Origin of the sequence: uncultured Maribacter sp., from assembly GCF_947495965.1 — a bacterium.
Taxonomy (GTDB): domain Bacteria; phylum Bacteroidota; class Bacteroidia; order Flavobacteriales; family Flavobacteriaceae; genus Maribacter_B.
Genome location: NZ_CANMBB010000001.1, coordinates 991,669 through 1,016,794, shown reverse-complemented (window position 1 = coordinate 1,016,794; position 25,126 = coordinate 991,669). Strand labels below are relative to the sequence as shown.

Annotated in this window: 19 protein-coding genes; 17 read left to right on the top strand and 2 right to left on the bottom strand. The window is 28.9% G+C overall.

Annotated elements, in window-relative coordinates:
- Window positions 1-6,618 carry a gliding motility-associated C-terminal domain-containing protein gene (locus tag Q0820_RS04190; RefSeq protein WP_298485379.1) on the bottom strand — a complete coding sequence of 2,206 codons (6,618 nt, stop codon included), beginning with the start codon at window positions 6,616-6,618 and terminating at the stop codon, window positions 1-3.
- Between the two features lie 293 nt (window positions 6,619-6,911).
- Window positions 6,912-7,097, bottom strand: coding sequence for a twin-arginine translocase TatA/TatE family subunit (gene tatA / locus Q0820_RS04185; RefSeq protein ID WP_298485377.1), 186 nt, complete (start codon window positions 7,095-7,097; stop codon window positions 6,912-6,914).
- Between the two features lie 175 nt (window positions 7,098-7,272).
- On the opposite strand from tatA, the gene Q0820_RS04180 reads away from it, so the two are divergent.
- The 17 genes from Q0820_RS04180 to Q0820_RS04100 all read left to right on the top strand — a co-directional run bounded on the left by Q0820_RS04180 (window position 7,273) and on the right by Q0820_RS04100 (window position 25,092).
- Complete coding sequence (locus Q0820_RS04180; protein ID WP_298485375.1) at window positions 7,273-8,142, top strand: M23 family metallopeptidase; 870 nt, start codon at window positions 7,273-7,275, stop codon at window positions 8,140-8,142.
- A gap of 5 nt (window positions 8,143-8,147) precedes the next feature.
- A complete protein-coding gene (locus Q0820_RS04175) occupies window positions 8,148-9,653 on the top strand; it encodes a GH3 auxin-responsive promoter family protein (protein WP_298485373.1) in 1,506 nt (501 codons plus the stop codon).
- A gap of 30 nt (window positions 9,654-9,683) precedes the next feature.
- Window positions 9,684-11,375: a hypothetical protein gene (locus tag Q0820_RS04170; RefSeq protein ID WP_298485372.1), complete on the top strand. Its 1,692-nt coding sequence runs from the start codon at window positions 9,684-9,686 to the stop codon at window positions 11,373-11,375.
- Window position 11,376: 1 nt separating this feature from the next.
- The gene (locus Q0820_RS04165; protein ID WP_298485371.1) at window positions 11,377-12,384 is read left to right on the top strand and encodes a hypothetical protein; all 1,008 of its coding nucleotides are present in this window, start codon (window positions 11,377-11,379) and stop codon (window positions 12,382-12,384) included.
- Window positions 12,385-13,449 (top strand): dTDP-glucose 4,6-dehydratase, encoded by a 1,065-nt coding sequence (gene rfbB / locus Q0820_RS04160; protein ID WP_298485369.1) that lies wholly within the window; start codon window positions 12,385-12,387, stop codon window positions 13,447-13,449.
- 3 nt (window positions 13,450-13,452) lie between these two features.
- Window positions 13,453-14,310 carry a glucose-1-phosphate thymidylyltransferase RfbA gene (gene rfbA, locus Q0820_RS04155; RefSeq protein ID WP_298485367.1) on the top strand — a complete coding sequence of 286 codons (858 nt, stop codon included), beginning with the start codon at window positions 13,453-13,455 and terminating at the stop codon, window positions 14,308-14,310.
- 5 nt (window positions 14,311-14,315) lie between these two features.
- Window positions 14,316-14,858, top strand: a complete 543-nt coding sequence (gene rfbC, locus Q0820_RS04150; protein WP_298485365.1) for a dTDP-4-dehydrorhamnose 3,5-epimerase — start codon at window positions 14,316-14,318, stop codon at window positions 14,856-14,858.
- A complete protein-coding gene (rfbD, locus tag Q0820_RS04145; protein WP_298485363.1) occupies window positions 14,855-15,640 on the top strand; it encodes a dTDP-4-dehydrorhamnose reductase in 786 nt (261 codons plus the stop codon). The genes rfbC and rfbD overlap by 4 nt, the downstream gene beginning before the upstream one ends.
- Window positions 15,637-16,644, top strand: coding sequence for an NAD-dependent epimerase/dehydratase family protein (locus tag Q0820_RS04140; protein ID WP_298485361.1), 1,008 nt, complete (start codon window positions 15,637-15,639; stop codon window positions 16,642-16,644). Before rfbD ends, Q0820_RS04140 begins: the two co-directional genes overlap by 4 nt.
- A 9-nt stretch (window positions 16,645-16,653) precedes the next feature.
- Window positions 16,654-17,907, top strand: coding sequence for an oligosaccharide flippase family protein (locus tag Q0820_RS04135; protein WP_298485359.1), 1,254 nt, complete (start codon window positions 16,654-16,656; stop codon window positions 17,905-17,907).
- An 11-nt stretch (window positions 17,908-17,918) separates the two neighbouring features.
- Window positions 17,919-18,494, top strand: coding sequence for an acyltransferase (locus tag Q0820_RS04130; protein WP_298485357.1), 576 nt, complete (start codon window positions 17,919-17,921; stop codon window positions 18,492-18,494).
- A 21-nt stretch (window positions 18,495-18,515) separates the two neighbouring features.
- Entirely contained in the window at window positions 18,516-19,301 is a 786-nt protein-coding gene (locus Q0820_RS04125; RefSeq protein ID WP_298485355.1) for a glycosyltransferase family 2 protein, read from the top strand.
- A 320-nt stretch (window positions 19,302-19,621) separates the two neighbouring features.
- Complete coding sequence (locus Q0820_RS04120; protein ID WP_298485354.1) at window positions 19,622-20,485, top strand: O-antigen ligase; 864 nt, start codon at window positions 19,622-19,624, stop codon at window positions 20,483-20,485.
- Window positions 20,482-21,567, top strand: coding sequence for a glycosyltransferase (locus Q0820_RS04115; protein WP_298485352.1), 1,086 nt, complete (start codon window positions 20,482-20,484; stop codon window positions 21,565-21,567). Before Q0820_RS04120 ends, Q0820_RS04115 begins: the two co-directional genes overlap by 4 nt.
- On the top strand, window positions 21,568-22,722 hold the full coding sequence (locus Q0820_RS04110) for a hypothetical protein (RefSeq protein WP_298485350.1): 1,155 nt from the start codon (window positions 21,568-21,570) through the stop codon (window positions 22,720-22,722).
- Window positions 22,723-22,726: 4 nt separating this feature from the next.
- Entirely contained in the window at window positions 22,727-23,842 is a 1,116-nt protein-coding gene (locus Q0820_RS04105; RefSeq protein ID WP_298485349.1) for a glycosyltransferase family 4 protein, read from the top strand.
- Window positions 23,843-24,051: 209 nt separating this feature from the next.
- The gene (locus Q0820_RS04100; protein ID WP_298485347.1) at window positions 24,052-25,092 is read left to right on the top strand and encodes an O-antigen ligase; all 1,041 of its coding nucleotides are present in this window, start codon (window positions 24,052-24,054) and stop codon (window positions 25,090-25,092) included.
- Window positions 25,093-25,126: the final 34 nt, after the last annotated feature.

Below are 25,126 nucleotides of genomic sequence, written 5' to 3'. Positions count from 1 at the left end.
TTAACGTGTAATGTATAACCATCCTGTTTTTGGTTCTTTTTGGTTTTCATTTAAAAGAAGGATATAATAATATGTGCCAATTGGTAATTTTTGTTCTGCATTTGCAGTAGCTCTACCCTCAGAAGTACCATCCCAATTATTGTTGTATCCTTTTGTTTCATAAACTAAAGTTCCCCAACGGTTAAATATTTGCAGAAAATTATTTGGATAATTTTCTATACATTCAATAAAAAAGAACTCGTTACTACCGTCATTATTTGGTGAAAATTCATTGTAAATAACTAAGCATTCTTCTTCTACAGAAATGGTAACTTCAGATTCATCATTATCTGTATTTAAATCCATTTGGTCTACAAAAGACATTCTTGCTACATTAGTATAATTTGTTCCCTCTATTACTTCTACCGTTAGATTTAATTCTGCAGATTCATTAGTGTTTAATGAAGGAATGGTCCAACTACCAATAGTATAATCATAAGTTCCATGTGAAGTGTTTTGTGACACAAACTCAAAACCATTTGGTATAATTTCTTCTACTTCTATGTTTGTAGCTTCTATGGTTCCTAGATTTGTAGCGCTTATAGTAAATACCAATTGATCCCCAACCGCCGCTGTAGTTATAGATGCGGTTTTGTTTATTGCAATATCTGTAGTTGCATTTGTAATTATATATTCACTTTCATCATCTTCATTAGGAGTATTAGCATCATAATTATCTGGAGTAGAATCTATATCTAATTCATTAGTCCTTGTAACCTGTACTACATTTTTATATTCATCTGTAGCTCCTGTAGGTTCATTAATACTAACAGAGTAGCTTAAAATTATATCTCCAGGTGTTATAGAATTTATTACCCATGTAATTGTATTGCCAGCGTAGATTCCTCCATTAGAAATAGAAGACGCATCTACATTTAGACCAATAGGTATGTAATCTTCTATTACTATTCCTGTTGCTGTATCTGTTCCTGAGTTTGTTACTGTAATCTCAAAAGTTACTTCTTCTCCAATATTTGGATTTGAACTAGAAGTTGATGCTAGTTGTTTATCTAAACTTAAGTCTACCGTTGCAATAGAAACATTATCTACAGTATCTTCATCATCTTCAGACTGGTCGCCATCATCATTATTTGGTGTAGAGTCTGGATCTATTTGATCACTAGCGGTTACTTGTGCAATATTTTTATATTCATCTGTTGCGCCAGTAGGTGCATTTACAGAGACCTCATAAGTTAAAGTAGTTGTACCGTTTGTTACTGTTGCTAAATTCCAAGTAATGGTATTTCCAGAAAGAGAACCACCGTTAGAGATAGAAGTAGCATTTACAGTATACCCAACAGGAACTATATCTTGGATGCTAACATTAGTGGCATCATTAGGTCCATTATTGATAAGGTCTATAGTAAAAATTATAGAATCTCCAATATTTGGATTGGTATCAGAAACAGATTTGCTAAGTGATAAATCTGCTTGTTCATTTACAGAAACATTATCTACGGTATCTTCATCATCTTCAGACTGGTCACCATCATCATTATTTGGTGTAGAATCTGGATCTATTTGATCACTAGCGGTTACTTGTGCAATATTTTTATATTCGTCTGTTGCACCAGTAGGTGCATTTACAGAGACCTCATAAGTTAAAGTAGTTGTACCGTTTGTTACTGTTGCTAAATTCCAAGTAATGGTATTTCCAGTAATGGAACCGCCGTTAGAGATAGAAGTAGCATTTATAGTATACCCAACAGGAACTATATCTTGGATGCTAACATTAGTGGCATCATTAGGTCCATTATTAGTAAGGTCTATAGTAAAAGTTATAGAGTCTCCAATATTTGGATTGGTATTTGAAACGGATTTGCTAAGCGATAAATCTGCCGAGTCATTAGTAGTTGAAATTAAAAACGAAACAGCATTACAAAAGCAGTTTCCAACAGCTGGTTCTAATTCTATTAATAAGTTAGTACCTACTCCACAAAAAGTAGTAGTTGTAAAAGAATCGGTTTCGTTAATAGTATTTCCACTTAGTATTTCGGCATCTAAACTTCCTGTATAAATTGCAGGTCCCGATTTATTATCTGATGTATCGGTACAATAAACAGAATAACTTGCTCCAGATGCAATGGTATATGCACCAATATTATCAATACTAAAATCTATAGAATAGGTATAGTCCGAACCACTATTGCTATAAGTTCCTTGTGGAGTTACAGAAGATAATGCTATTTCCGATTTAAATGTTTCTAGTGGAATTGTGCTGTCTCCTGTAAAAATTTCTGTAGTACCACACGCAACTCCATTACAATTTAAAGCATTTGTAGTTACAAAGGTTGTTACATCTATATTTGCAGAGGTTGTACAGCTAGTAGACTGGTTCGTAATATTAAAACTATAAGATAAAATATCTGATGCCGTTGCTCCTTGCGGAAGTTGTAGTTCTACTTCTTGATGATTACCAACCGTATTTGTAGTAATATAAGTTAATTGTAATGCACTTGTGGATGCAAAAGAAGAAGGTACATAATGTACGCCATCTGGAAGAATTATTCTTACAAAATCACTAGTACCAGTAGTACCATCTATAATAGAAGTGGTAACATCTACTGTTTCTGGTGTACAACCTTCTAAACGAGCAGCGTTTGTTATAGATAAAGAATTGTCTGTACTATAAGGGGGTTCTGCACCAGTAATAATTATTGGATTAGCTGCTGTTCTACTTCCACTACCTGTTGCTGGGGTACCATAAGGATTATTTCCTGTTACGGTATATGCTGTTCCAGTGTTAGAAACGTAATTACATTGCGGACTTAAATCTAAACTAATTATTGCAATTTGCTCATTTATATTTGCAGAATTTAGAGAACCTACGAGTCCGTTATTTGCTGCAATTAAGGTATGATCTAATAGATTTACAGATACATTATTGCCTGTAATTGTTGGGGTTATACTTTCTGTATTACCAGAACCTCTAGGGTATTCTATAATAATGTCATTAATTAATATAGCCGAGATGTCTCCAGGAACATCAAAATTCATTACAGGAGAAATTAAATCGGCTTCCCCAGCATTTCTTGTTTCTAATACAATGTCATAGTCTGTACAGGTATCTACTGTTGTTGTTGGCTCACTTAAAATTTGTAATTGTATAGCTGCTGGTGCAGGTTCTAGTGTAAAAACTTCTTCATGGAAAAAAGCTATGCTACTAAAGTTAGTTGGATATGCGACACAATCATAATTATGAGATATTCTTAAATCTATAGGAGCACTAGAAGTATAAGTTCCTTCAAAACGAATTTTTCTACAAATCCAATTACCAGCTTGCATATTTCCAAACTGTATATAAGTAACATCATTTTCTTCTGTAAAAGTTAAAGGTGTTTCCGTTGCACCATTAACTAAAAATGCATTTGTAATAGTATAATCTGCTCCTGTATCTATGCGTAACCAGTTATTATTTATTTCGCCAGCATCTTGTTTACAGATGTCTATTATGAAACCTTCAATTTCTGAGTTTCCTATTTCCACCGCATTATCTGAAGAAATCCAATAGTTTGGTATTGTATAATTAAAATCTTTAACATCACTTTCGGTTTTTTGTACAGGGCTATCTGCATAGGCATATTCATCATAGGTAACCGAAATGTTATGAGAACTTAGAGCAGGTGTAGCACTAGTTGCTGTTAAACTTATAGATACACTAGGGTAATAATTTCCTCCTTGGTCTAAATGTGAAAATCTTGGACCAGGTGTTATGGTTACAATATTTCCTGAAACTGAGTAATTTAATCCATTATTCCAAGATGCGGGATCTTGGTTTTCTGGCATAACATTTGGATACCCGTAACTACTTGCAAGATTATTAAATTGCATACCGTCTGGTATTTGTATTGTAGTATTATCCCATAAAAGTGGTGGTCTAAATTCATCTGGAAATTTGTCTGCAACACCAGATGCTTGTGATAGTCCTACATATAACCATTTTTCATCGCAACCGTTGACAGAATCGTTTATATCTGCATTAATTTCTATTGTATTTTGAAAAAAGAAAGCTCTTTCATTATAGGTACCACAACCTACCTCATTACTAGAGCCATCTAAACTATAAAAACGACCTTGGAAAGAATAAAATTCATATAGTCTAGCCTCTTCAGGAAAATCTTCCTTGAATTCAAAATTTAATTCTAAAGAAATTTCATCAGCCTCTAAACCTTCTCCATATTGGTATGTACCAGATATTAAAGATTGATAAGAAGATAAATCTAAAGTAAAGAAATTATCATTTGTTCCTTGTGTAGTTATTACTGGGCTATTGGTAATAGGAAAAGTTTGAGGTGTTCCAGTAGATATATCGTTTATAGTAATTGTACCATCTGTAAACGTTATAATATCTGCCATGCTTTGGCCATTATCTGTAACATAACGCATTTCAAAATGTAAATTATCTTGTGTACTACTTTCCATTATAGCACTAGAGGTAACAACCATTTTATCTTTGGCCATGTAGTACTTTGTAGCATGTATATTTGGGTCTAATGTTACTTTAGTACTCATACTATCATCTGTCCATCCAGAAGTGGTTCTATGTGCATCAAAACTTGTTGTAGTAGGACCTGTGCAAGCATTAGGACAATGTGTGGTTATATTAAACGCACCACAATGCAAGTCTTTATCATAACAAGAACTTTCATAAGAAGTAGTATAATTTAAGGTTAATTCTTCTGGGCCAGAATAGGTGCTACAATCTATATTTAATGGAAAATTTATAGGAATACGTAAAGCATAAGAATTGTATTCAAAATCTTCTAATTGTGTTTCGGTAAAAATAATTTGATTCCCAACTTGTACATATCTAGAGTCTGCACTAGCATCTAATGTTATACCATTTTCTATATCTAAAACGGCTCTATAAATAGTAGAAGGATCGTTAGAAAACATTTCTATTCCATTACAAGTAGGAGATTGGTTAGATGCTACAAAACTTCCTATAAAATTTAGATTAAAAACAGAACCATCTTCTGCATCTAAATCATAATCTTCTGGAAAATCCCAATTAAATAGGGCATCTCTTCTTACATAATGTCTTTCTAATTCTTTTCTTAAGGTTTTATTACTATTGTTACATTTATTTACTGTCCAAGTATCTAAATTTAAACTTAAGCTTTCTGAGTAGGTTCCATTATAGGGGTCACATGCAGGGTTTAGTTGTAGCATAGTAAGGTCTACACTTATTTCGGTAGATGCACCAGGTAACATATCATCATAAAAACCATCTCCATCTAAGTCTTCTAATCCGCCAGCGCCATCTGGATCACTAGTAAAAAAATCTGCTCCAAATAAATAGGAGCCTAGTCCAGTACCACTTGTTGTTGTAGTTGGCCATCTTTGTGGTGAAAAATTTGTGCCGCCAGAAAATCTAAAATTTGACAGTTCTCTATTTGTATTATTGTCATCTCCATACATAGGGTTAAAACCAGTAGAAGAATATCTACTATCCCATGTAAATCCAATATTAAAGTTTACATTATAAGCATTATCTGCACTAGCGTCATTTTCTAGTCTGTAAGTATAGGTTACTGGTGCATCCCAACGTGGTCGTGGCTCGCTTACGGTATATAAATATATGTCTGACCATTCTTGGTCTACACCAATGAAACCAGGAATTTGTACGCCTATTTGGCAATATGTGCCAGGAGAACATCCCCATTTTGGACTATGCCTAGTTACTTGGTTGTCTGCACAATTAGTTAGGATTAGTCTTTCATTAAGAACAATATTTTCATTTTCAAAAAGAGCATCTCCATCTCCAACTTGCCCAGCAAACGGAGCAGTATTAAGGTCTATTTGGTAGGTATATATATTACCATTTATAGACGGGGTAAGTATAGTACCGTTAAATGATAATTCGTAATTGCTTTGTAAACCAGATGAAATTTCTACATCATGAACAAAGGATTGTATGCTACCGTTACCTGAGTTTGTTATAGTAATAGGTCTATTTGTAGTTTGCCCAACAAGAGCATTTTCTGTAGTAATATCTTCTACGGCAAGGTAGGCACTTAAAAAACTATAGGCATTTACGGTTACGTCTGTATCATTATGGGACCTAGCCGATGTTCCTTGTATATAAGTTATAGTATGTGCATCTTTAAAAAGCCCGCCATTATAGGAATATTGTACAGCTTCACAAGCAGCTGTTTTACTAAAAGTAAATTCTACAAAATCAGAAACTTGCCAATTTGCATTACTTGGCCTTTCTATTTGAAAGATGGGATTATTTAAATCTGTGATATCAAATTCTGATAATGTAAAGTTAGAGGAACCTGTTTGGTTTGTTATAATTGCTGTTCCTGTCTGGTAAGTTACACCATCTGGTAAATCAAAATTAATTTTAAAAGTATTTATGTTCGCCATCTTGGCTGTAATACCAACGGTACTTACACCATCATTACTGCCTCCGCAAGGCCCCATATTTGTAGAACTTAGGTCTACTCTAAAATTTCCATTATTTATTTGAGAGAACCCTGTGTTTAATGAAAACAGAATAAAAATAAATAATAGTAATAAATGGACTCTATTAGATATAGATTTATTTAAATCGAGGAAACTTTTAACATGCATAGCTTTCTGATAAACACAAGCGTCATATTTTTTTGGTAGCTTATGGTTTATCGCAAATCTATATATATAGTAGGAGGAGGAATATTTTTTGTTGTGAAAGACCTATAAATAGAGGTAAAGTCTAAACTTATGTTAATTTCCTACAAAGCTAATTTTTAAAAAGGTAATGCAATTTGAATATTAAAAAGGGATAATGATTTTATAATTTATGTAAAAAAGATAGTAATTGTGGAAAAAGTGAGCCATAAAAAAACCCAGCAAATGCTGGGTTTTTTTATGGTTTTATATAAAGATTATTCTTCTTTATTTTCTTCTAATTTGTCTTCGTCTTTAGAGGCATCTTTAAATTCTTTAATGCCGCTGCCTAAGCCTCTCATTAATTCAGGTATTTTTTTACCTCCAAATAATAAAAGAACTACTACTACTACTAATATTATTTGTGGTGCACCAATGGCTAAAAATGTTTGTAAAGCTATCATCTTGTATGATTTTTATAGAAAACAAAGATACTAAAAAGTTTATAGAATTGTATTAAATTTTAAAAAGCGAAATTATTAAATAATAAAACAGCAATTATATATATTTATAATGCTTAATAAGATAATTTATTGTTGTGCTAGTTAAAGTTTAATACTAGCATTATATTTGTGACTAATGGCTAAGAAAACAAAGAAAAGGAAAGAAATAAAAAGAAAACTACTTCATAAGTATCGTTTAGTAATATTAAACGAAAGTACTTTTGAAGAAAAAATATCTTTTAAGCTTAGTAGGTTAAATGTTTTTGTAACAGGAACACTATGTATTATAGCACTAATTGGCCTTACTACTTTATTAATAGCTTTTACTCCTTTGAGAGAATATATTCCAGGGTATTCTTCTACAAAATTAAAAAGACAAGCCACTGTACTTACTTATAAAACAGACTCTCTGGTAAGAAGATTAAATTATACCAATAGGTATTTGGATAATATTCGTAAAGTTTTAAGAGGAGATATAGAGAATAATGAAGTGAGTAGAGATTCCCTTTTTGGGAAGTTTAAATTGGATCCTTCTACAGTAGATTTAACACCCATTAAACAAGATTCTTTATTAAGAGCTGAGGTGGCTTTAGAGGATAAGTATAATTTGTTTGAACAAAATACAACAAACACAGATTTTATTCTTTTTCCTCCAATTTCAGGAATAATTTCTCAAGAATATGATGCAAATGCAAAACACTATGCGGTTGATGTGGTTGCACCTAAAGATTCTCCAGTAAAATCTATTGCAAACGGCATGGTTATTTTTGCAGAATGGACAGCAGATACTGGTTACGTAATTATCATAGAACATAAAGATGGTTTATTAAGTATTTATAAGCATAATGGTTCTTTAAACAAAAAACAAGGAGAAGTAGTTAGGGCAGGAGAAGTAATTGCTTCTGTTGGTAATACAGGAGAGTTAACTACAGGGCCGCATTTACATTTTGAAATTTGGAATAATGGTACGCCAGTAAACCCATCAGATTTTATAGATTTTAAATAAAACCTATGTCATTAAAATCCGTAGCCGCAAAAATATTTGCAAAGAATATTGTAAATAAGACTTTAAAATGGGTAAATAACCCAATTAAAGCACAGGAAGAAGTGTTTAAGAATCTTATTAATTCGGCAAAAAACACCTCCTTTGGAAAGGATCATAATTTTGATAAAATATCTTCTTTTCAAGATTTTTCTAAAGCAGTACCAGTTAGAGATTATGAAGAGCTAAAGCCTTATGTAGAGGAGGTTTTAAAGGGTGAAGAGGATATTCTATGGCCAGGAAAACCTATATATTTTGCCAAAACATCTGGAACAACTTCGGGGGCAAAATATATTCCAATTACAGAAGGGTCTATAAAAGAACAAGTAAACGCGTCTCGTAATGCAATATTAACTTACATACACGAAACAGGTAATTCCTCTTTTGTAGATGGTAAAATGATTTTTTTACAAGGAAGCCCAGAATTAGAACTAAAAAATGGAATTAATTTAGGTCGCTTGTCAGGAATATCGGCACATTATGTTCCAAACTATTTACAAAAAAACAGACTTCCTAGTTGGGAAACAAACTGTATAGAAGATTGGGAAACTAAAGTAAATGCTATTGTAGAAGAAACCATAAATGAAGATATGACTGTTATTGCAGGAATCCCTTCTTGGGTACAAATGTATTTTGAAAAGCTAAATGAAAAATCTAAAGTAAAAGTTGGCGACTTATTTAAAAACTTTAATCTATTTATTTACGGAGGTGTAAATTACGAACCATACAGAGCCAAGTTCGAGAATTTAATTGGAAGAAAAGTGGATAGCATAGAACTGTTTCCTGCAAGTGAAGGCTTTTTTGCTTACCAAGATTCTCAAAAAGAAAAAGGGATGCTTTTGTTACTAAACTCTGGAATATTTTATGAGTTTATAAAGACAGATGATTTTTTTGAGGAAAACCCAGAAAGACTCACGATAAAAGATGTTGAAATTGGTGTAAATTATGTAATGATTATATCTACAAACGCAGGTTTATGGGGCTATAATCTTGGAGATACCGTTCAGTTTATTTCTTTAAAACCCTATAGAGTAATAGTTTCTGGACGTATAAAACATTTTATATCGGCATTTGGAGAACATGTAATAGCAAAAGAAGTAGAACAAGCAATGCAAAAAGCTATTGGCGCAACTAATGCTAGTGTAAATGAATTTACTGTTGCACCACAAATAAATCCGAAAGAAAATGAACTTCCATATCACGAGTGGTTAATAGAGTTTGAAAGGGTACCAGATAATATGGAAAAGTTTATTGAAATTTTGGATGCATCTTTACAAAACCAGAACAGTTATTATTACGATTTAATAGTTGGAAATGTGCTTCAAACATTAAAAATTACTGAAATAAGAAATGGAGGTTTTACTTCTTATATGAAATCTATTGGAAAATTAGGAGGCCAGAATAAAGTGCAACGTTTAAGTAATGATCGTAAATTAGCGGACGTATTACATAAGTATAGCACTACAATTAGTTAAATTTAAATTGTAATTTTACGTGAAATAGATATGGGAAAAGCAATAATTACAACTAGAGCACAAGAATCTACAAATGCTATAGAACGCTTATATATTACAATGCGTCATTTATTTAATCGTGGGTTTTATAAGCCTACAGGAATATCTGGCCAAACACTTAAAGACGCTTTACTTTTATTACGCCCAGAAATTTATGGTTCCATTGCAGAGGAAAAGTCAGAATTAAATGGCCTTATCTACGTTTTAGAACGCTTACCAGAAGGTATAGAGCAATGCAGATTTATTAACCTTACTGCAGATGAAGGGTATAGTAAATCTCACTTTAAAGCTATAGTCCCTCCAAAAAGAAGAAGAAACTGTTATAGAATAGATGAGGAGCAAATGAATATTGAAATAACCAGAGGACGCTCTGATATTTATGATATTCTAACTCATATCACTTTTTTAATTATAGAGTCCGAAAAAATATGCAAACGTGTATTAATAGAAGATACAAACAAAACCATAAGAGACTGGGCAAAGTTAGAAGCCGCAGTTAATAAAAAGAAACTATCTCAATCCGAAAGAGAAGTTGCATTAATACATACAGCAAATATATTAGGACGTTCTTTTCAAGAAATTATTAGTGTTTATGATAAGTTTGCAACCAAAACTGATCCGGAAAGATTCTTAAGAATAATATACTGGTTAGGCAAATTAGCAATAGAGGAAGAGGTTTCTGGAAACAAGCGAGCAATTACATTTAGCGCTATACTTAGAGAAACCCTAGGTCACCATATCTATGGAGAACTTTGGGCAAATACAATAAAAGAAACTTTAGTAGCTAATAATTTACTAAATAGACCCATCCATATTATTAGTGCAAACATGCATAGTGTAATGAATTCTTTATTTGCAAGAAAAGCACTTAAAAACGAATTTAAAGACACGAATAACGATTTAGAAATATATGAAGCCTTAAGTGCTCCAGAAAACGGTAAATTAAGGGATAAGGTTAAAAGTGTTGCCTTAAAAAATGGGATGATTTGTATTGACGATAAATCTGGAACTAATATAGATATTCAGATTTTTGATATGGCTAAATTAGGAAAAGATAGTTGTTTTTATTCTTTTTCAGATACTTTAAAAGAAGAAGAGATACCAGTAATTTTTGTAATGGACTATGCATTTGGAGAACAAGCTTATGAAACTATAGATGAGTTTTTAAAACCATTTAAAAAAGAAGGTAAAGAGCCACAATTTTTAAATATAGATTCAATCTCCGTAATGGGTAAAGCAGGTATATTAGATGGCGGGAAAGGAGATATAATGATTCCGTCTGCTCATATTTTTGAAGGTACAGCAGATAATTATCCTTTTAAAAATGAATTATGCGCAGAAGATTTTAAAGGAAACGGACTGCAAGTTTTTGAAGGAACAATGGTATCTGTTTTAGGTACGTCGTTACAAAATAAAGATATTCTTAAGTTTTTTTATGAGTCTACCTGGAATGTAATTGGTCTAGAAATGGAAGGCGTACATTACCAAAAAGCAATACAATCAGCATCTAAAATACGTAAGAGTATAAAAGAAGATGTAAAAGTAAGGTACGCCTATTATGCATCAGATAATCCGTTAGAAACAGGTAGCACATTAGCTTCTGGTGGACTTGGAACAACAGGGGTTAAACCAACCTACTTAATTACAGATAAAATTCTAAAACAGATATTTAATAAAAAATAAAATGGGAGATAATTTACCAAAAAACACTAGTAATTCTTCTGATGAAGTAGATTTGGGGGAGTTGTTTTTATTAATAAGAAGAGGTTTAAACAATGTGTTTAAAAGCTTTTTACGGGTCTTTTTATTCTTTAAGAAAAATATATTAATACTTATAGGACTTGTTCTTGTTGGTCTAGGTATAGGGTATGGATTAAATCAAATATCTGAAACCACAAAAAAGACTGAGGTAATTGTAAAACCAAATTTTGAAAGTAAGGACTATTTATACGGAATAGTATCAGAATTACAATCAAAAATTAAGGGCAAGGATTATAACTTTTATAGTAATTTAGAAATTGAATTAGAGCAACTTAAAGGTTTTAAAATTGAGATTGAACCTGTACAAGCAAAATCTAATGCTGATTTAGAAAAGTCGCTTAAGTATTTAGAGTATTTAGGAAATCTTAAAGATGATAATTCTATAAAAGAAGTTATTAAGAATGAAGTATTAGAAAGTAGTTATGTAAACCATAAAATTTCTTTTTATTATAAGAATGAAAAATTAGGACAAGATGCAGCAAAAAAGATAATGGCTTTTATTAATGATAATGACTATTTTAAAGAATTAAAGGAAATATATTTATTAAATTCAGAATCTAAGATTAAAGAGAATGAAGAACTTATTAGCCAAATTGATGTTTTAATAACCAATTATTCTAGAGCATTAGGAAGTAAGTCTAATAGTAAAGAGAATGGAGAGGGAATGGTTTTATTAGGTGGAGAAGAAGGACTTAATATTCCACAACTATTAAATTTAAAAAATGACTTAATAGAAAGTACTGCCAACAATAAACTATTAAAAAGAGAATACAAAGAAACTATAAAGATTTTAAGTTTTGGAGGTTCCCAACAAATAAAAAAAGATTTTTTTACTGCAAAAATCACATTAATTCCAACAATATTAATAGGTTTATTTTTTATGTGGTCGCTATTAAAATTCTTTAATAATAAGTCAAAAGAATTGTTATAAATGAATACAACAAGCCAAAGAGTATTAATTACAGGAGGGGCAGGCTTTATAGGGTCTCATGTTGTAAGGAGGTTTGTTGTTAATTACCCAAATTACTATATCTATAATTTAGATGCACTCACTTATGCTGGAAACTTAGAAAACTTAAAAGATATTGAGAACCAATCAAATTATACATTTATAAAAGGAGATATAACAGATGCTAGTTTTATAGATTTTATCTTTAAAAAGTATAATTTTGATGGGGTTATTCATTTAGCTGCAGAATCGCATGTAGATAGGTCTATTACAGATCCATTAGCCTTTGTTAAAACCAATGTAATTGGTACCATGAATTTGCTAAATGCAGCAAAGGAATTATGGAAAGATGATTTTACAGGTAAAAGATTTTATCACATTAGTACAGATGAAGTATATGGCTCTTTAGGAGAAACGGGTTTATTTAAAGAAGATACTGCGTATGATCCAAACTCCCCATATTCTGCTTCTAAAGCAAGTTCTGATCACTTTGTAAGAGCTTATGGTGAAACTTATGGTTTGCCATATGTTATTACAAATTGCTCCAATAATTATGGGCCTAATCATTTTCCTGAAAAATTAATCCCACTTTTTATAAATAATATCATTCAAAATAAACCTTTACCAGTATATGGGGATGGAAAACAAACGAGAGATTGGCTATTTGTTATAGATCATGCCTTAGCTATAGATTTAGTTTTTCACAAAGGAAAAAATCATGAAACGTATAATATTGGTGGTTTTAATGAATGGAAAAATATAGATTTAGTAAAGCTTCTTTGTAAGCTAATGGATCAAAAGCTAAATAGAAAAGAAGGAGAAAGTGAAAAGTTAATTACCTATGTTAAAGATAGGCCAGGACACGATTTAAGATATGCTATTGATGCTAATAAAATTAAAAAAGAGTTAGGCTGGGAACCATCGGTTACTTTTGAGGATGGGTTAGTAAATACAATAGAATGGTATCTTAATAATAAAAGTTGGCTTAATAATGTAACATCTGGCTCTTATAAAGATTACTATAAAAAACAATATCATTTAAACTAAACAATGAAGGGGATTATATTAGCAGGTGGATTGGGGTCAAGGTTATACCCACTAACTTTATCGTTAAGTAAACAATTAATGCCTATTTATAATAAGCCAATGATATACTACCCATTGGCTACTCTTATGTCGGCCGGAATTAGGGAAGTATTATTTATTACAACACCTAAAGACATTGGTTTGTTTAAAAATTTACTAGGAAACGGTTCTCAATTAGGATGTTCTTTTAAATTTCTTTCTCAAGAAAATCCTAACGGATTAGCTGAAGCTTTTATATTAGGAGAAGAATTTATCGGAGATAGTAAAGTAGCATTAATTTTAGGAGATAACATATTTTATGGAACTGGCTTAGCAGAATTACTTCAAAAAAATAATAATCCTGATGGAGGAATTATTTATGCTTATAGGGTAAACGATCCAGAAAGATATGGAGTAGTTGAGTTTAATAAAGAAGAAAAAGCTATAAGTATAGAGGAAAAGCCATTAGAACCAAAATCTAATTACGCAGTACCTGGTATATATTTTTATGATAATGAAGTTATTAAAATTGCCAAAAACATTAAACCAAGTAAAAGAGGAGAATTAGAAATTACGGATGTTAATAGAGAATATTTACGAAGAGGTAAGCTAAGTGTGAGTATCTTAGATAGTGGAACAGCTTGGTTAGATACCGGAACCTTTAATTCTTTGATGAAAGCATCTCAATTTGTTGAAGTAATTGAAGAAAGACAAGGATTAAAGATTGGAGCAATTGAAGAGGTTGCTTACACTATGGGCTACATTAATAAAAAACAGCTTCAAGAATTAGCAAAACCACTATTAAAGAGTGGTTATGGAGAATATTTATTAGATTTAAAGTAATAGCATTGAAGATAATCGAAACAAATTTACATGGTTGTGTAGTAATAGAACCAACTATTTTCGAAGATGAAAGAGGTTCTTTTTTTGAAAGTTACCAAAAAGAGAAATTAGATAAGATACTGGGCTTTGAAGTTAATTTTGTTCAAACCAATCAATCTATATCTAAAAAAGGAACCCTAAGAGGTCTTCACTTTCAAGAAGGTAAACACGCACAAGCTAAATTAGTTTCTGTTGCTAAAGGTAGGGTATTAGATGTTGTAGTAGACATAAGAAAAGATAGTTCTAGTTACGGTAAACACTTTAAAATAGAGCTTTCGGAGAATAATAAGAAATCAATTTTTATACCAAAAGGTATGGCTCATGGTTTTTTGGCATTGGAAGAAACCATTTTTATTTATCAATGTGATAACTACTACAATAAAAGATCAGAAAGAGGAATAATATATGATGATGAGGTTTTAAATATTGATTGGGATTACCCGAAATCTAAAATGATAATTTCATCAAAAGATAAAGAGCTAACCCTATTTTCTGAATTAAATTTATGAAACGTATTTTAGTTACTGGGGCAAATGGACAGTTGGGAAAATCGATACAGGAAGTTATAAATAATTATCCTGACTATATTTTCGATTTTAAAACTTCTAAAGAATTAGATATAACAAATAGTAACCAAGTTCGTGATGTTTTTTCTTCAAATAAATATAACTATTGTATTAATTGTGCAGCATATACTAACGTGGAGCAAGCTGAAAAAAAGCCAGATATAGCTTATCTAGTAAATGCAAAAGCAGTAAAAAATTTAGCAAAGACATGTGCAGAATACAACACAATTTTACTACATATTTCTACTGACTATGTTTTTGATGGTGAAAAGAAGGAACCTTATACAGTAGATGATATTCCAAACCCGATTAATGAATATGGGAAATCTAAATTGGAGGGAGAAAAATACATTCAAAAAATATTAAAAGAGTATTTTATAATTAGAACTTCTTGGTTGTATAGTAAAAAAAATGGCAAAAATTTTTATAAAACTATTTTAGAAAAAGCAAAGAAAGGAGAGGATTTAAACATTACAGACTCTCAAATTGGGTGTCCAACAGATACTAATAATTTAACAAATTATATAATTAGCTTAATAATTAGAAATAACCAAAAATTTGGAATTAAACACTTCACAGATAACCAAGTATTAACATGGTATGATTTTGCAAAAAAAATTCTTATAGATAATAATTTAGAAGATCGGGTATCTTTAAAAAAGGTTAAGAATTATTGTACTTTTGCTAAAAGACCTATTAATAGTGTTTTATATTTTAAGAAATGAAGATTTTAGTTACAGGTGCAGCAGGATTTATAGGTATGTTTTTATCTAAAAAACTAATTAGTTTAGGTCACAAAGTAGTTGGTTTAGATAATATAAATGATTATTACAGTGTAGATTTAAAATATAATCGTTTATTACAATTAGGGGTAAACAAAACAGATATTATAGAGGGTAAATTAATTAAAAGTACTGTAACTTCTAATTTTAAGTTTATAAAAACAGACATTAATAATTATAATGTTTTAGAAGAGTTATTTGTTTCTGAAGAGTTTGATACTGTTGTTAATTTAGCTGCGCAAGCAGGAGTTAGATATTCAATAGAAAACCCATTCTCATATATACAATCTAATGTAGTAGGTTTCTTAAATATTCTTGAACTTTGTAGACATAAAAATGTAAATCATTTAATTTATGCCTCAAGCTCTTCTGTTTATGGCCATAATAAAAAAATTCCTTTTGAAGAAACGGACAATGTGGATTACCCAGTTAGTTTATACGCAGCAACAAAGAAGAGTAATGAATTAATTGCTCACTCTTATAGTCACTTATATGGAATACAAACCACAGGGTTGCGTTTTTTTACAGTTTATGGACCTTGGGGAAGACCAGATATGGCTCCTATGCTTTTTGCAAATGCATTAATGAATAAAAAACCAATTAATGTATTTAATAACGGAGAGATGGAGCGAGATTTTACTTATATAGATGATATTATAAATGGAATTGTAAACTGTTTAAACTATCAGAATATAAATAAACCTCCAAATGAGGTTTTTAATATTGGAAATTCTAAGCCTGTTAATTTATTGAAATTCATTGAAATTTTAGAAAATAAAATAGGAAATGTTTCTCCTAAGAACATGCTGCCTATGCAACCAGGAGATGTAAAAAGAACTTATGCTAGTGTAGAAAAATTGAAAGCTAAAGTTGGTTATGATCCGCAAATAGATTTAGAGGAAGGACTATCTTCTTTTAGCACTTGGTATAAAGAATATTATAAATAATTCATTTTTATGTTAAATAGATTTACACAATCTATTACTAAATATAGGATTCTATTAAGTAATCTAGGATACTTATCTATAATTAAGGTTTTTAATTTAATACTACCGTTACTTATTTTCCCGTATTTATTAAGAGTTTTGGGGAAAGAAAATTATGGGTTAATTATTTTTGCAGAATCGATAATTACCTATTTTGTTATTTTTATTAATTATGGCTTTAATCTTTCAGCAACAAAAGAGATATCTATTCATAGAAATGATAAAAAAAAGGTAAACGAAATTATTAGTAGTGTCTATATTATAAAAGGTATATTTTTTATAATAAGTTTTTGTTTTCTTTTCATAGTTTTTTATTTATCGGACATTGCAGAAACAAATAAAATGTTGTTTTTCTTGACGATGTCCTTAGGGGTATATGAGTTTTTAAACCCAGTCTGGTATTTTCAGGGTATTGAAAAATTAAAGCCTATAACGATAATTAGCCTAATTAGTAAATTGGCTTTTTTAATAGCAATTTTTCTTTTTGTTAAAAATCAAGAAGATTTTTTATTAGTGCCATTAATAAATGGTCTATGTTTAACTACACCTCTTTTGGTAATATTATCTATACTCTATAAAAAAGAAAATTTATCATTAAAATTTCCTCAAAAGCATATTTTATTAAAATATTTTAAAGAAAGTTCTTTGTATTTTACATCTTCAATTTCAATACAAATTGTTACTAATACGAATAGATTTTTAATAGGTAGTTTAATAGGGTTAGATAAATTAGCAATTTATGACATTCTTGAAAAGTTTATTAGAATATTATCTGTGCCAACTTCAATGTTAAGACAAGTTTTACTACCATATGTTTCCTTAAATAAAGATAAAATAATTGTCAGAAAAACTACAATTTTGATGACTACATTTGGATGTTTAATAGTTTTATTGGGCTTTGTTTTTGCAACAGAAATTTTAGAATTATTATTTGAAGACAATACTAAAGAAGCAAGTTTTTGGTTAAAATTATATTTACCGATAATTATTCTGTTTAATATTAGTAATTATTATGGAGTTGTATCTTTAAATGCGTTTAATCTTCAAAAATATTTTTTGAAAGGAACTTTATATTCTGTACTTACTTTTTGTTTTGGTCTTTTATTTATTTATTTATTTAATGAGTTTTTTGAAGTAAAATATTTAATAATAAATAGTTTACTAATCGAAATAGTATTTGCATTTTATGTTTATAAAAAAATAATTAAGAATAAATTATTATAATTTAAATACTAATGAAGTTTATATATTATCAAATATTAAAAATAAAATATAATTTAATTAATACTTTTTATTTTTTTCTTTTTGGAGTAAAGAAAAATGAAAATTTACGAATAAATGGAATCCTTTTTTTAAGAGCAAAAGGAAATCTCAAGTTTGGAAAAAATGTAGTAATTAATTCTAGTTTTAAATTCAATCCTATTGGCGGACAAACTTTTATGAGTATTGTTGTAAATAATAATGCTATTTTAAAAATAGAGGATGGGGTAGCAATGTCAAACTCATCAATTTATTGTGTAAATAATATTTTCATTGGAAAAAAAGTGTTTATTGGAGGAGATTGTAAGATTTATGATACTGACTTTCATTCAATCCATTTAAAAGAAAGAATTAAAGAGCCACAATCTGGTATTAAAACTAAACCTGTTTATATTAGTGATGGAGTGTTTATTGGCACAGGATCAATAATTTTAAAAGGAGTTAATATTGGTTGTAATTCAGTGATTGCCGCTGGAAGTGTTGTTTCTAAGAATATTCCTCCTAACGAAGTTTGGGGAGGAAATCCTATTAAATTTATTAAGAAAATATAGTCCTTAAAGTATATAGTTTATATGAAAATTTCCATTATTACGGTTTGTTTTAATAGTAAAGTTACAATAGAGGAATGTATGAATTCCGTTTTAAATTTAAATGGAATTAATGATTCCTATAGTTTAGAATACATTGTAATTGATGGTCTATCAACAGATGGCACTTTAGAAATAATACAATCTTTTGAAGGTAAATTTGAGGAAAAGGAAATAGATTTCAGTTATAAAAGCGAGAAAGATAAAGGGATTTATGATGCATGGAACAAAGGTGTTAAGCTGTGTTCTGGTGACTTAATAGGAATTTTAAGTAGTGATGATTATTTTTTAAAAAATAGTGTTTTAGATGTAGTTTCTGCAAGTAATAACCTATCAGGTAATTATATCATTACTGGGTTAAGGAATCAGATTACTTTTGAAGGAAAGTATAAGGATACAAAAGGATATAGAAGACCATTAAATGTAAATATTAAATGGAGAATGCCAATAAATTTTACAGCTACATTTATAAGTAATGGTGTATATGAAAAAATAGGTTATTATAATGATGCATATAGATTGTCTGCAGATTATGAATTCATATACAAAGCTGTTATTAAGGAGATACCTTTTTATTTTATAGATTCTGTGATTATAAACATGCGAGATGGTGGGGCGACATATAAAAGCAGTAATTTAGTTTTATCGGCTAAAGAGGATAATTCTATTCGAAAAAGCATGGGAGTAAATATTTTTTTATCAAATTATATATACATAAAGAGAAATATTGAAATTTTAGCAATCCGATTTAGAAATAATTTTTTAAAATGAAATTTTCTATAGAAAAATTAATTTTTAGTGTTGCTATACTTTCTTTGCCACTTATAGGGGTCTTTGACTTGGCAGAAAAGATTTCATTGCCATTGTTTATTTTTATAATACTTTTTATTGTTAGTTGGGATAAGATAAAATTTAATACGATAGATTTCTTTTATATTTTTTTCTTGTTTTTTCTTGTTTTTTCTACTATGATTAATGCTTATTGTAACATAAGTAGTCTCTTATACATTATTTCATTTGTTGTTTTATATTTAGTTTTTCAAAAAAGTATTATATTTTGGTACTCTAAACATAGTAAAGTGTTTTACAAGATGTTGTATTACGCGTTAATGATTACTAGTGTTTTTGTTATTTATGAGTTTATAACATTAAACTTTAAACCCGCTTTATTTATTGAGCTCCCAAGACAAAGAGTAAATACTTATGGGGCTACTTTTCTAGGGTTGTTTTATAGACCAAGAGGTTTTGCCGAAGAATCTGGTCATATGTCTCTTTTCTTTGAGTTTTGTATACCTTTATTAATTCCTTATATAAAAAATTTAAAATTTTCGCATAAAATAGCTTCTATTCTAATTGTTTTAATAGCGTTAATTCTTCTTAGCTCTAGTTTTACCATTTTTATTTCTTTATTAATTTTAGGCACTTATTTCTTTATAAAAAGTTTACAAAACTTAAAAGTTCTCATCATAAGTTCAATAATTGCTCTAAGTTTTATTCTTTTCGTAGCAACAAATGAAAAGTCTAGAGATTATGTAGATAAATATTCTAATTCTATTTTTAAAAAGGTTAGTCTAAATAAAGAAAATAACTCTGTTAATGATAGAACCATTAGATTTCAAGAGGCAATAGGGCTTGTTAAAGATAATTTCTTTTTTGGTATCGGAGCAATGGCTTTTAAAGAGTATTCTTCTAGTGCTTCTAGTTTAAATATGGTGTTAGACTTATGGATGTTTTCTGGTTTTCTAGGTCTCTTATGTTTAGTTTTTTTTACTTTTGTCACCTGTCTTAATTATTATTATGCAATAACTCCCAATAAATTTGGAGTATTTTTAGCTTTATTTATTTTAATTATACATTACCAAATAATAACCAATTTTTGGTATCCCTTTTTGTGGGTTTTATTTGGAATAATGCAAGCGGAAACTAAAAAATATAATGCATTGAAAACTGTATGAGAATATTACATGTAATTAATAATCTAAAAAGAGAGGGTGCACAGAAATTATTGATAGATATAGTTTCTAATGAACTTAACAGGGAAAATGAAATTGATATAGTTTTATTAGAAAACAAGAATGACTTTGAGGATGCAATTGCATCGCATAATAATATAAAAGTAATAGTTTCTGTATACGGAAAATATAGTTTAGGAAATTTTAGAACTATTTATAGTCTGATTAAAAAGAAGAACTACAATGTAATGCATAGTCATTTATTTCCAGCAAATTATTATTGTGCTTTTGTAGCTCCTTTTTTTAAAAAGGTAACTAACATTACAACAGAACATAGTACAAATAATAGAAGAAGGAACAAATTAATATTCAGAATAATAGAATCTTTTTTATATAAGTCTTATGATATAATAATTGGAATAAGTGATGCAACTACCCATAAATTAAAATCATTTCTTTTCTTTAAAAATAATATTTTAACGGTTAATAATGGAATAGATTTTACAAAAATAGAATCTATAAAAAATGAACAATCAAAAGATTTAGAACGTATTAAAGAACTTAAAAAAGAGGGTTTTTTTATTTTAATAATGATTGCTAGGTTTACAAGTTTAAAAAACCATAAAATTGTAATAGAAGCTCTTAATATTTTAGATAAAAATTTCCATTTAGTATTAATTGGTGAAGGAGAAACTTATGAAGAGATTAATAACAATATCAAAACATATAATTTATGTAATCGTATACATTTTTTAGGAATACAAGAAAATATATTTCCATTTTTAAAACAAGCAGATATCTCTATAATTCCATCTTTATGGGAAGGTTTTGGTTTAGTTGCTATTGAGTCAATGGCTTGTGGTATTCCAACAATAGTTTCTGATGTGGATGGTTTATCTAATATTGTTGAAAATGGAGCTTTAAAGTTTAATGTTAATAAAGCAAGTGATTTGAAAGAGAAAATCATGACTTTATACAACTCTGATGAATTAAAAAATGAATTAAAAGAAAAGGGTCTTTTAATTTCTAAAAAATATAATATTACTAATACAATTAAAGCATATCAATCTATATATAATAGCTAAATGAAATATATATTATTATTATTTTGTTCAAATTTGATTTTTTGTCAAAAAATTTCTACAAAAAATGTCATTGAAAATGAGATAAATATAAAAAATTTTTTTTCTGAAGAGTCTAGCATTCATGGGGGTTACCAAACTAATTCATTATATATAGATTCTGATAATTTTTTTTTTTGTAAGGAAGAAAATAAGAATACCAACATTTATCTTTTTTATAATAAAAAGGAAATAAAAGTTACTGATTTTAAGAATATTGATATTTATAAAGATGTTAATCACTTTGGGTTAACATTAATATTAAATAATAAGCTTAAGAAGCTATTTTTTGCAAATAACAATACTATTTATGTTGTAGATTTTTCACAAATTGAAAAAATGAAAGCGGAATGTATTTTTGAGGTGCCAAAAAAATATACACTATGGGCACCTTTGCATATCACAAATGAGGGAGATTTTTTATCCTTTACTTTGAGTATTGGAAAAATTTCTTTCTTAGCTAGATTAAATATATTAAGTGAAGAATTGTTATTAAAAAAATCTCCTTTTGTAGGTACAGAAAAGCCAACTGCAAATCATGTTCAAATTTGTCCATGGGACTCTAATATTATAATGTTTGCTCATGAAGGTTCCTGGGTGCAAGACAGGGTTTGGAAATGGAATATTGAAAAAGACACTTTATTTAATGTTTGGCAATCTAATAAGTATGTAGAAGTTGGGCATGAGTTTTTTGATAAAATGGGACAAGATGAGAATGATATTTTTCTAATTCAATACGGTAGTCCTGCTAGAAAAATTTTGAGTGGGTTATTACAATATAAGGAAGAATTAAAGGAATTTGTTCCTTTGTTCTATACAAATGAGTTTTACGTTAGCCATGCGTCTAATTTTAAAAACCTTGTAGTTTTAGATACTTATAGGAAAACGTTTAAAAAAACTAATTGGATACTAATTTATGATATTAATGCAGATAAGTTGTATAGAGTATGTCCAGTAAAGGTATTTAACCATCCAGCACATCCGCATCCATATTTTAATGTTGATGGGAGTAAAATAATCTTTAATCACTATAATTCTGAAAAAAATAAAATTGAACTTCGAGAAATAGAAGTTAACAAAATACTTAAAGAGAAAAATATAATACGAACACAAAAATAGTATAATGTCAAAAAAAGTATTATTAATATCTAATACCTCTTGGTCCATTAATAATTATAGAACGGGTTTAATAAATGAATTGAGAAGTAAGGGTTATGAAATTTATGTTTTAGCCCCTTATGACAAATATGTTAAGAATTTAAAAAAATTAGGATGTAATTTTGTTGATGTGAAAATAGACGCAAAAGGGTTTAATCCATTTGCAGAACTAAAAGGATTTTATACTTTTTATAAAAAAATAAAAAAAATAAGCCCCAATTTTATTTTGTCATATACAATTAAACCTAATTTATATTCTTCTATTTCTGCTAGAATATTAAATCGTCCAATTTTAATTAATATAACAGGATTAGGGCAAGGTTTTTCAAGTGAAAACTTATTAAAAAAGACTTTAATTTTTGTGTGTAAAAATGCTTTTAGAAAAGTTAACACTGTTTTTTTTCAAAATAATGATGATAGGGAACTTTTTATTAAAAATGGAATTGTTAATGATAGTGTAGCAATAAATGTTCCTGGTTCTGGAGCAAATACTCAATATTTTAGTCCAATGCCTAAGTTAAAAGAAGAGAATGGTAAAATAGTATTTTGTGTAATAACAAGGCTATTATGGGATAAAGGTATTAATGAGTACATAAAAGCCATAGAAATAGTTAAGAAAGAATATAATAATGTTGAATTTCAATTATTAGGGAAGTTTGATTCTAAAGATAAGAAGGCAGTTTCAGAAGAGAAAATAAAAAGTTGGGAAGCAAAAGGCTTAATTAACTATTTAGGATTTTCTGATGATGTTCGTCAGCAGATAAGAGAAACGGACTGTATAGTCCTCCCTTCTTATTATAGAGAAGGTATTCCTAGATGTTTAATAGAGGCAATATCTATGGGAAAACCTATTATTACAACAAATCATATTGGTTGTAAAGAAATTGTAGAAGATACAGTAAATGGTTTTTTATGCGAAATTAAAAGTGAACATAGTTTAGCAGTAGCAATAAAAAGTTTTTTAAAGCTAGATTCTTACCAACGAAAAGTTATGGGAGATAAAAGTAGAGAAAAAGCTCTAAATGAATTTGATGAAAAAATTGTTATTGCAAAGTACATAAATAGAATGCAACAAATATGAATTTTTTTTTAATTATTAAAGAAAAATATTTATGTGAAAAGAACATTCAGCTTTTTTTACTTTTCTTTATATTTTCATTTCCAATATTACCTTTCTTTTTAGTGACAATGTCAATTACAGCATTCGTTTTATATGGAATTATAAAATTTGATAAAAAAAGAATAAGTGATAATTCTTTTCAGCTTTTTATTTTATTTACAGGTTTTTTTTTGATTTTAATATTCAGTTTATTTTATACTTCCAATCTGAAAGAAGGAGTAGACCTTATCATAAAACAATGCCCCATTTTACTAACGCCAATTTGTCTTATATTTTCTCCTAAAGTTATTCCAAACAAAAAAACATTAAATAAAACTTGGAATTATTTTGTGTTTATAAATGTAATTTTATGCTTATTTCTTATAAGTAATTTTATATATTACTACACCTCTAAGGTTGGTTTTTCTGCAAGGTTTTTTAGAGAAGTATTATCTAAAATAGAAGTTCTTGATTTGCACCCAACATATGTATCAGCATATATGGGAATAGCGGTATTATATCTTATTGATAAACTATCTAATAAAATAGATTATATAAAACTAGGAGCGGTAATATTATTAGTATCTGTTATTTTAGTTTTAACTTCAAGGATAGGAATTATAGCTCTTTTAGTAGCTTTAGTTATATACTTTGTAACTAGTATAAAAAAAAGAAAAAACACTATTTTTTTAGGAGGTATGTTATTTGCAGTAATTGCTTTGGTTTATAGTAATGACTTTATTCAAAAGAGATTTACAAGAATATATTCTTCAGGACTAGTAATGCCAGATTCTCACAATCTTACATCTACTAATTTAAGAACAGGTATTTTTTATTGTACTTTATTAATAACCAAAGAAGATTGGTTAACAGGTATAGGTGTAGGAGATTTACAATTTTATTTAAATGAATGTTATAAGGAAAATTTTGACACCACTCTTTTTCAAAGACGCCAATTTAACACCCATAATCACTACTTATTTTTATTTGCTTCTGCTGGAATATTTTCGGTATTAGCTTTTCTAATTTTTATAGTTTGGAACATGCGTTTTTTACATAGAAAAAAGAATTTTTTTTTAATCTCAATTTTTGTTTTTTTATTAGTTATTTTTTGTACCGAAAGTTTTTTACAAAGGGCTTATGGTATTGCAACATATAATATTTTTATCATAACATTACTTTGTGCAATTTTAGAGAATTCACAAAATAAAAAAGAGATAATTAAAGTTTAGTATTTTTGCATTTTATTTCGCTTGTCTTAAATAT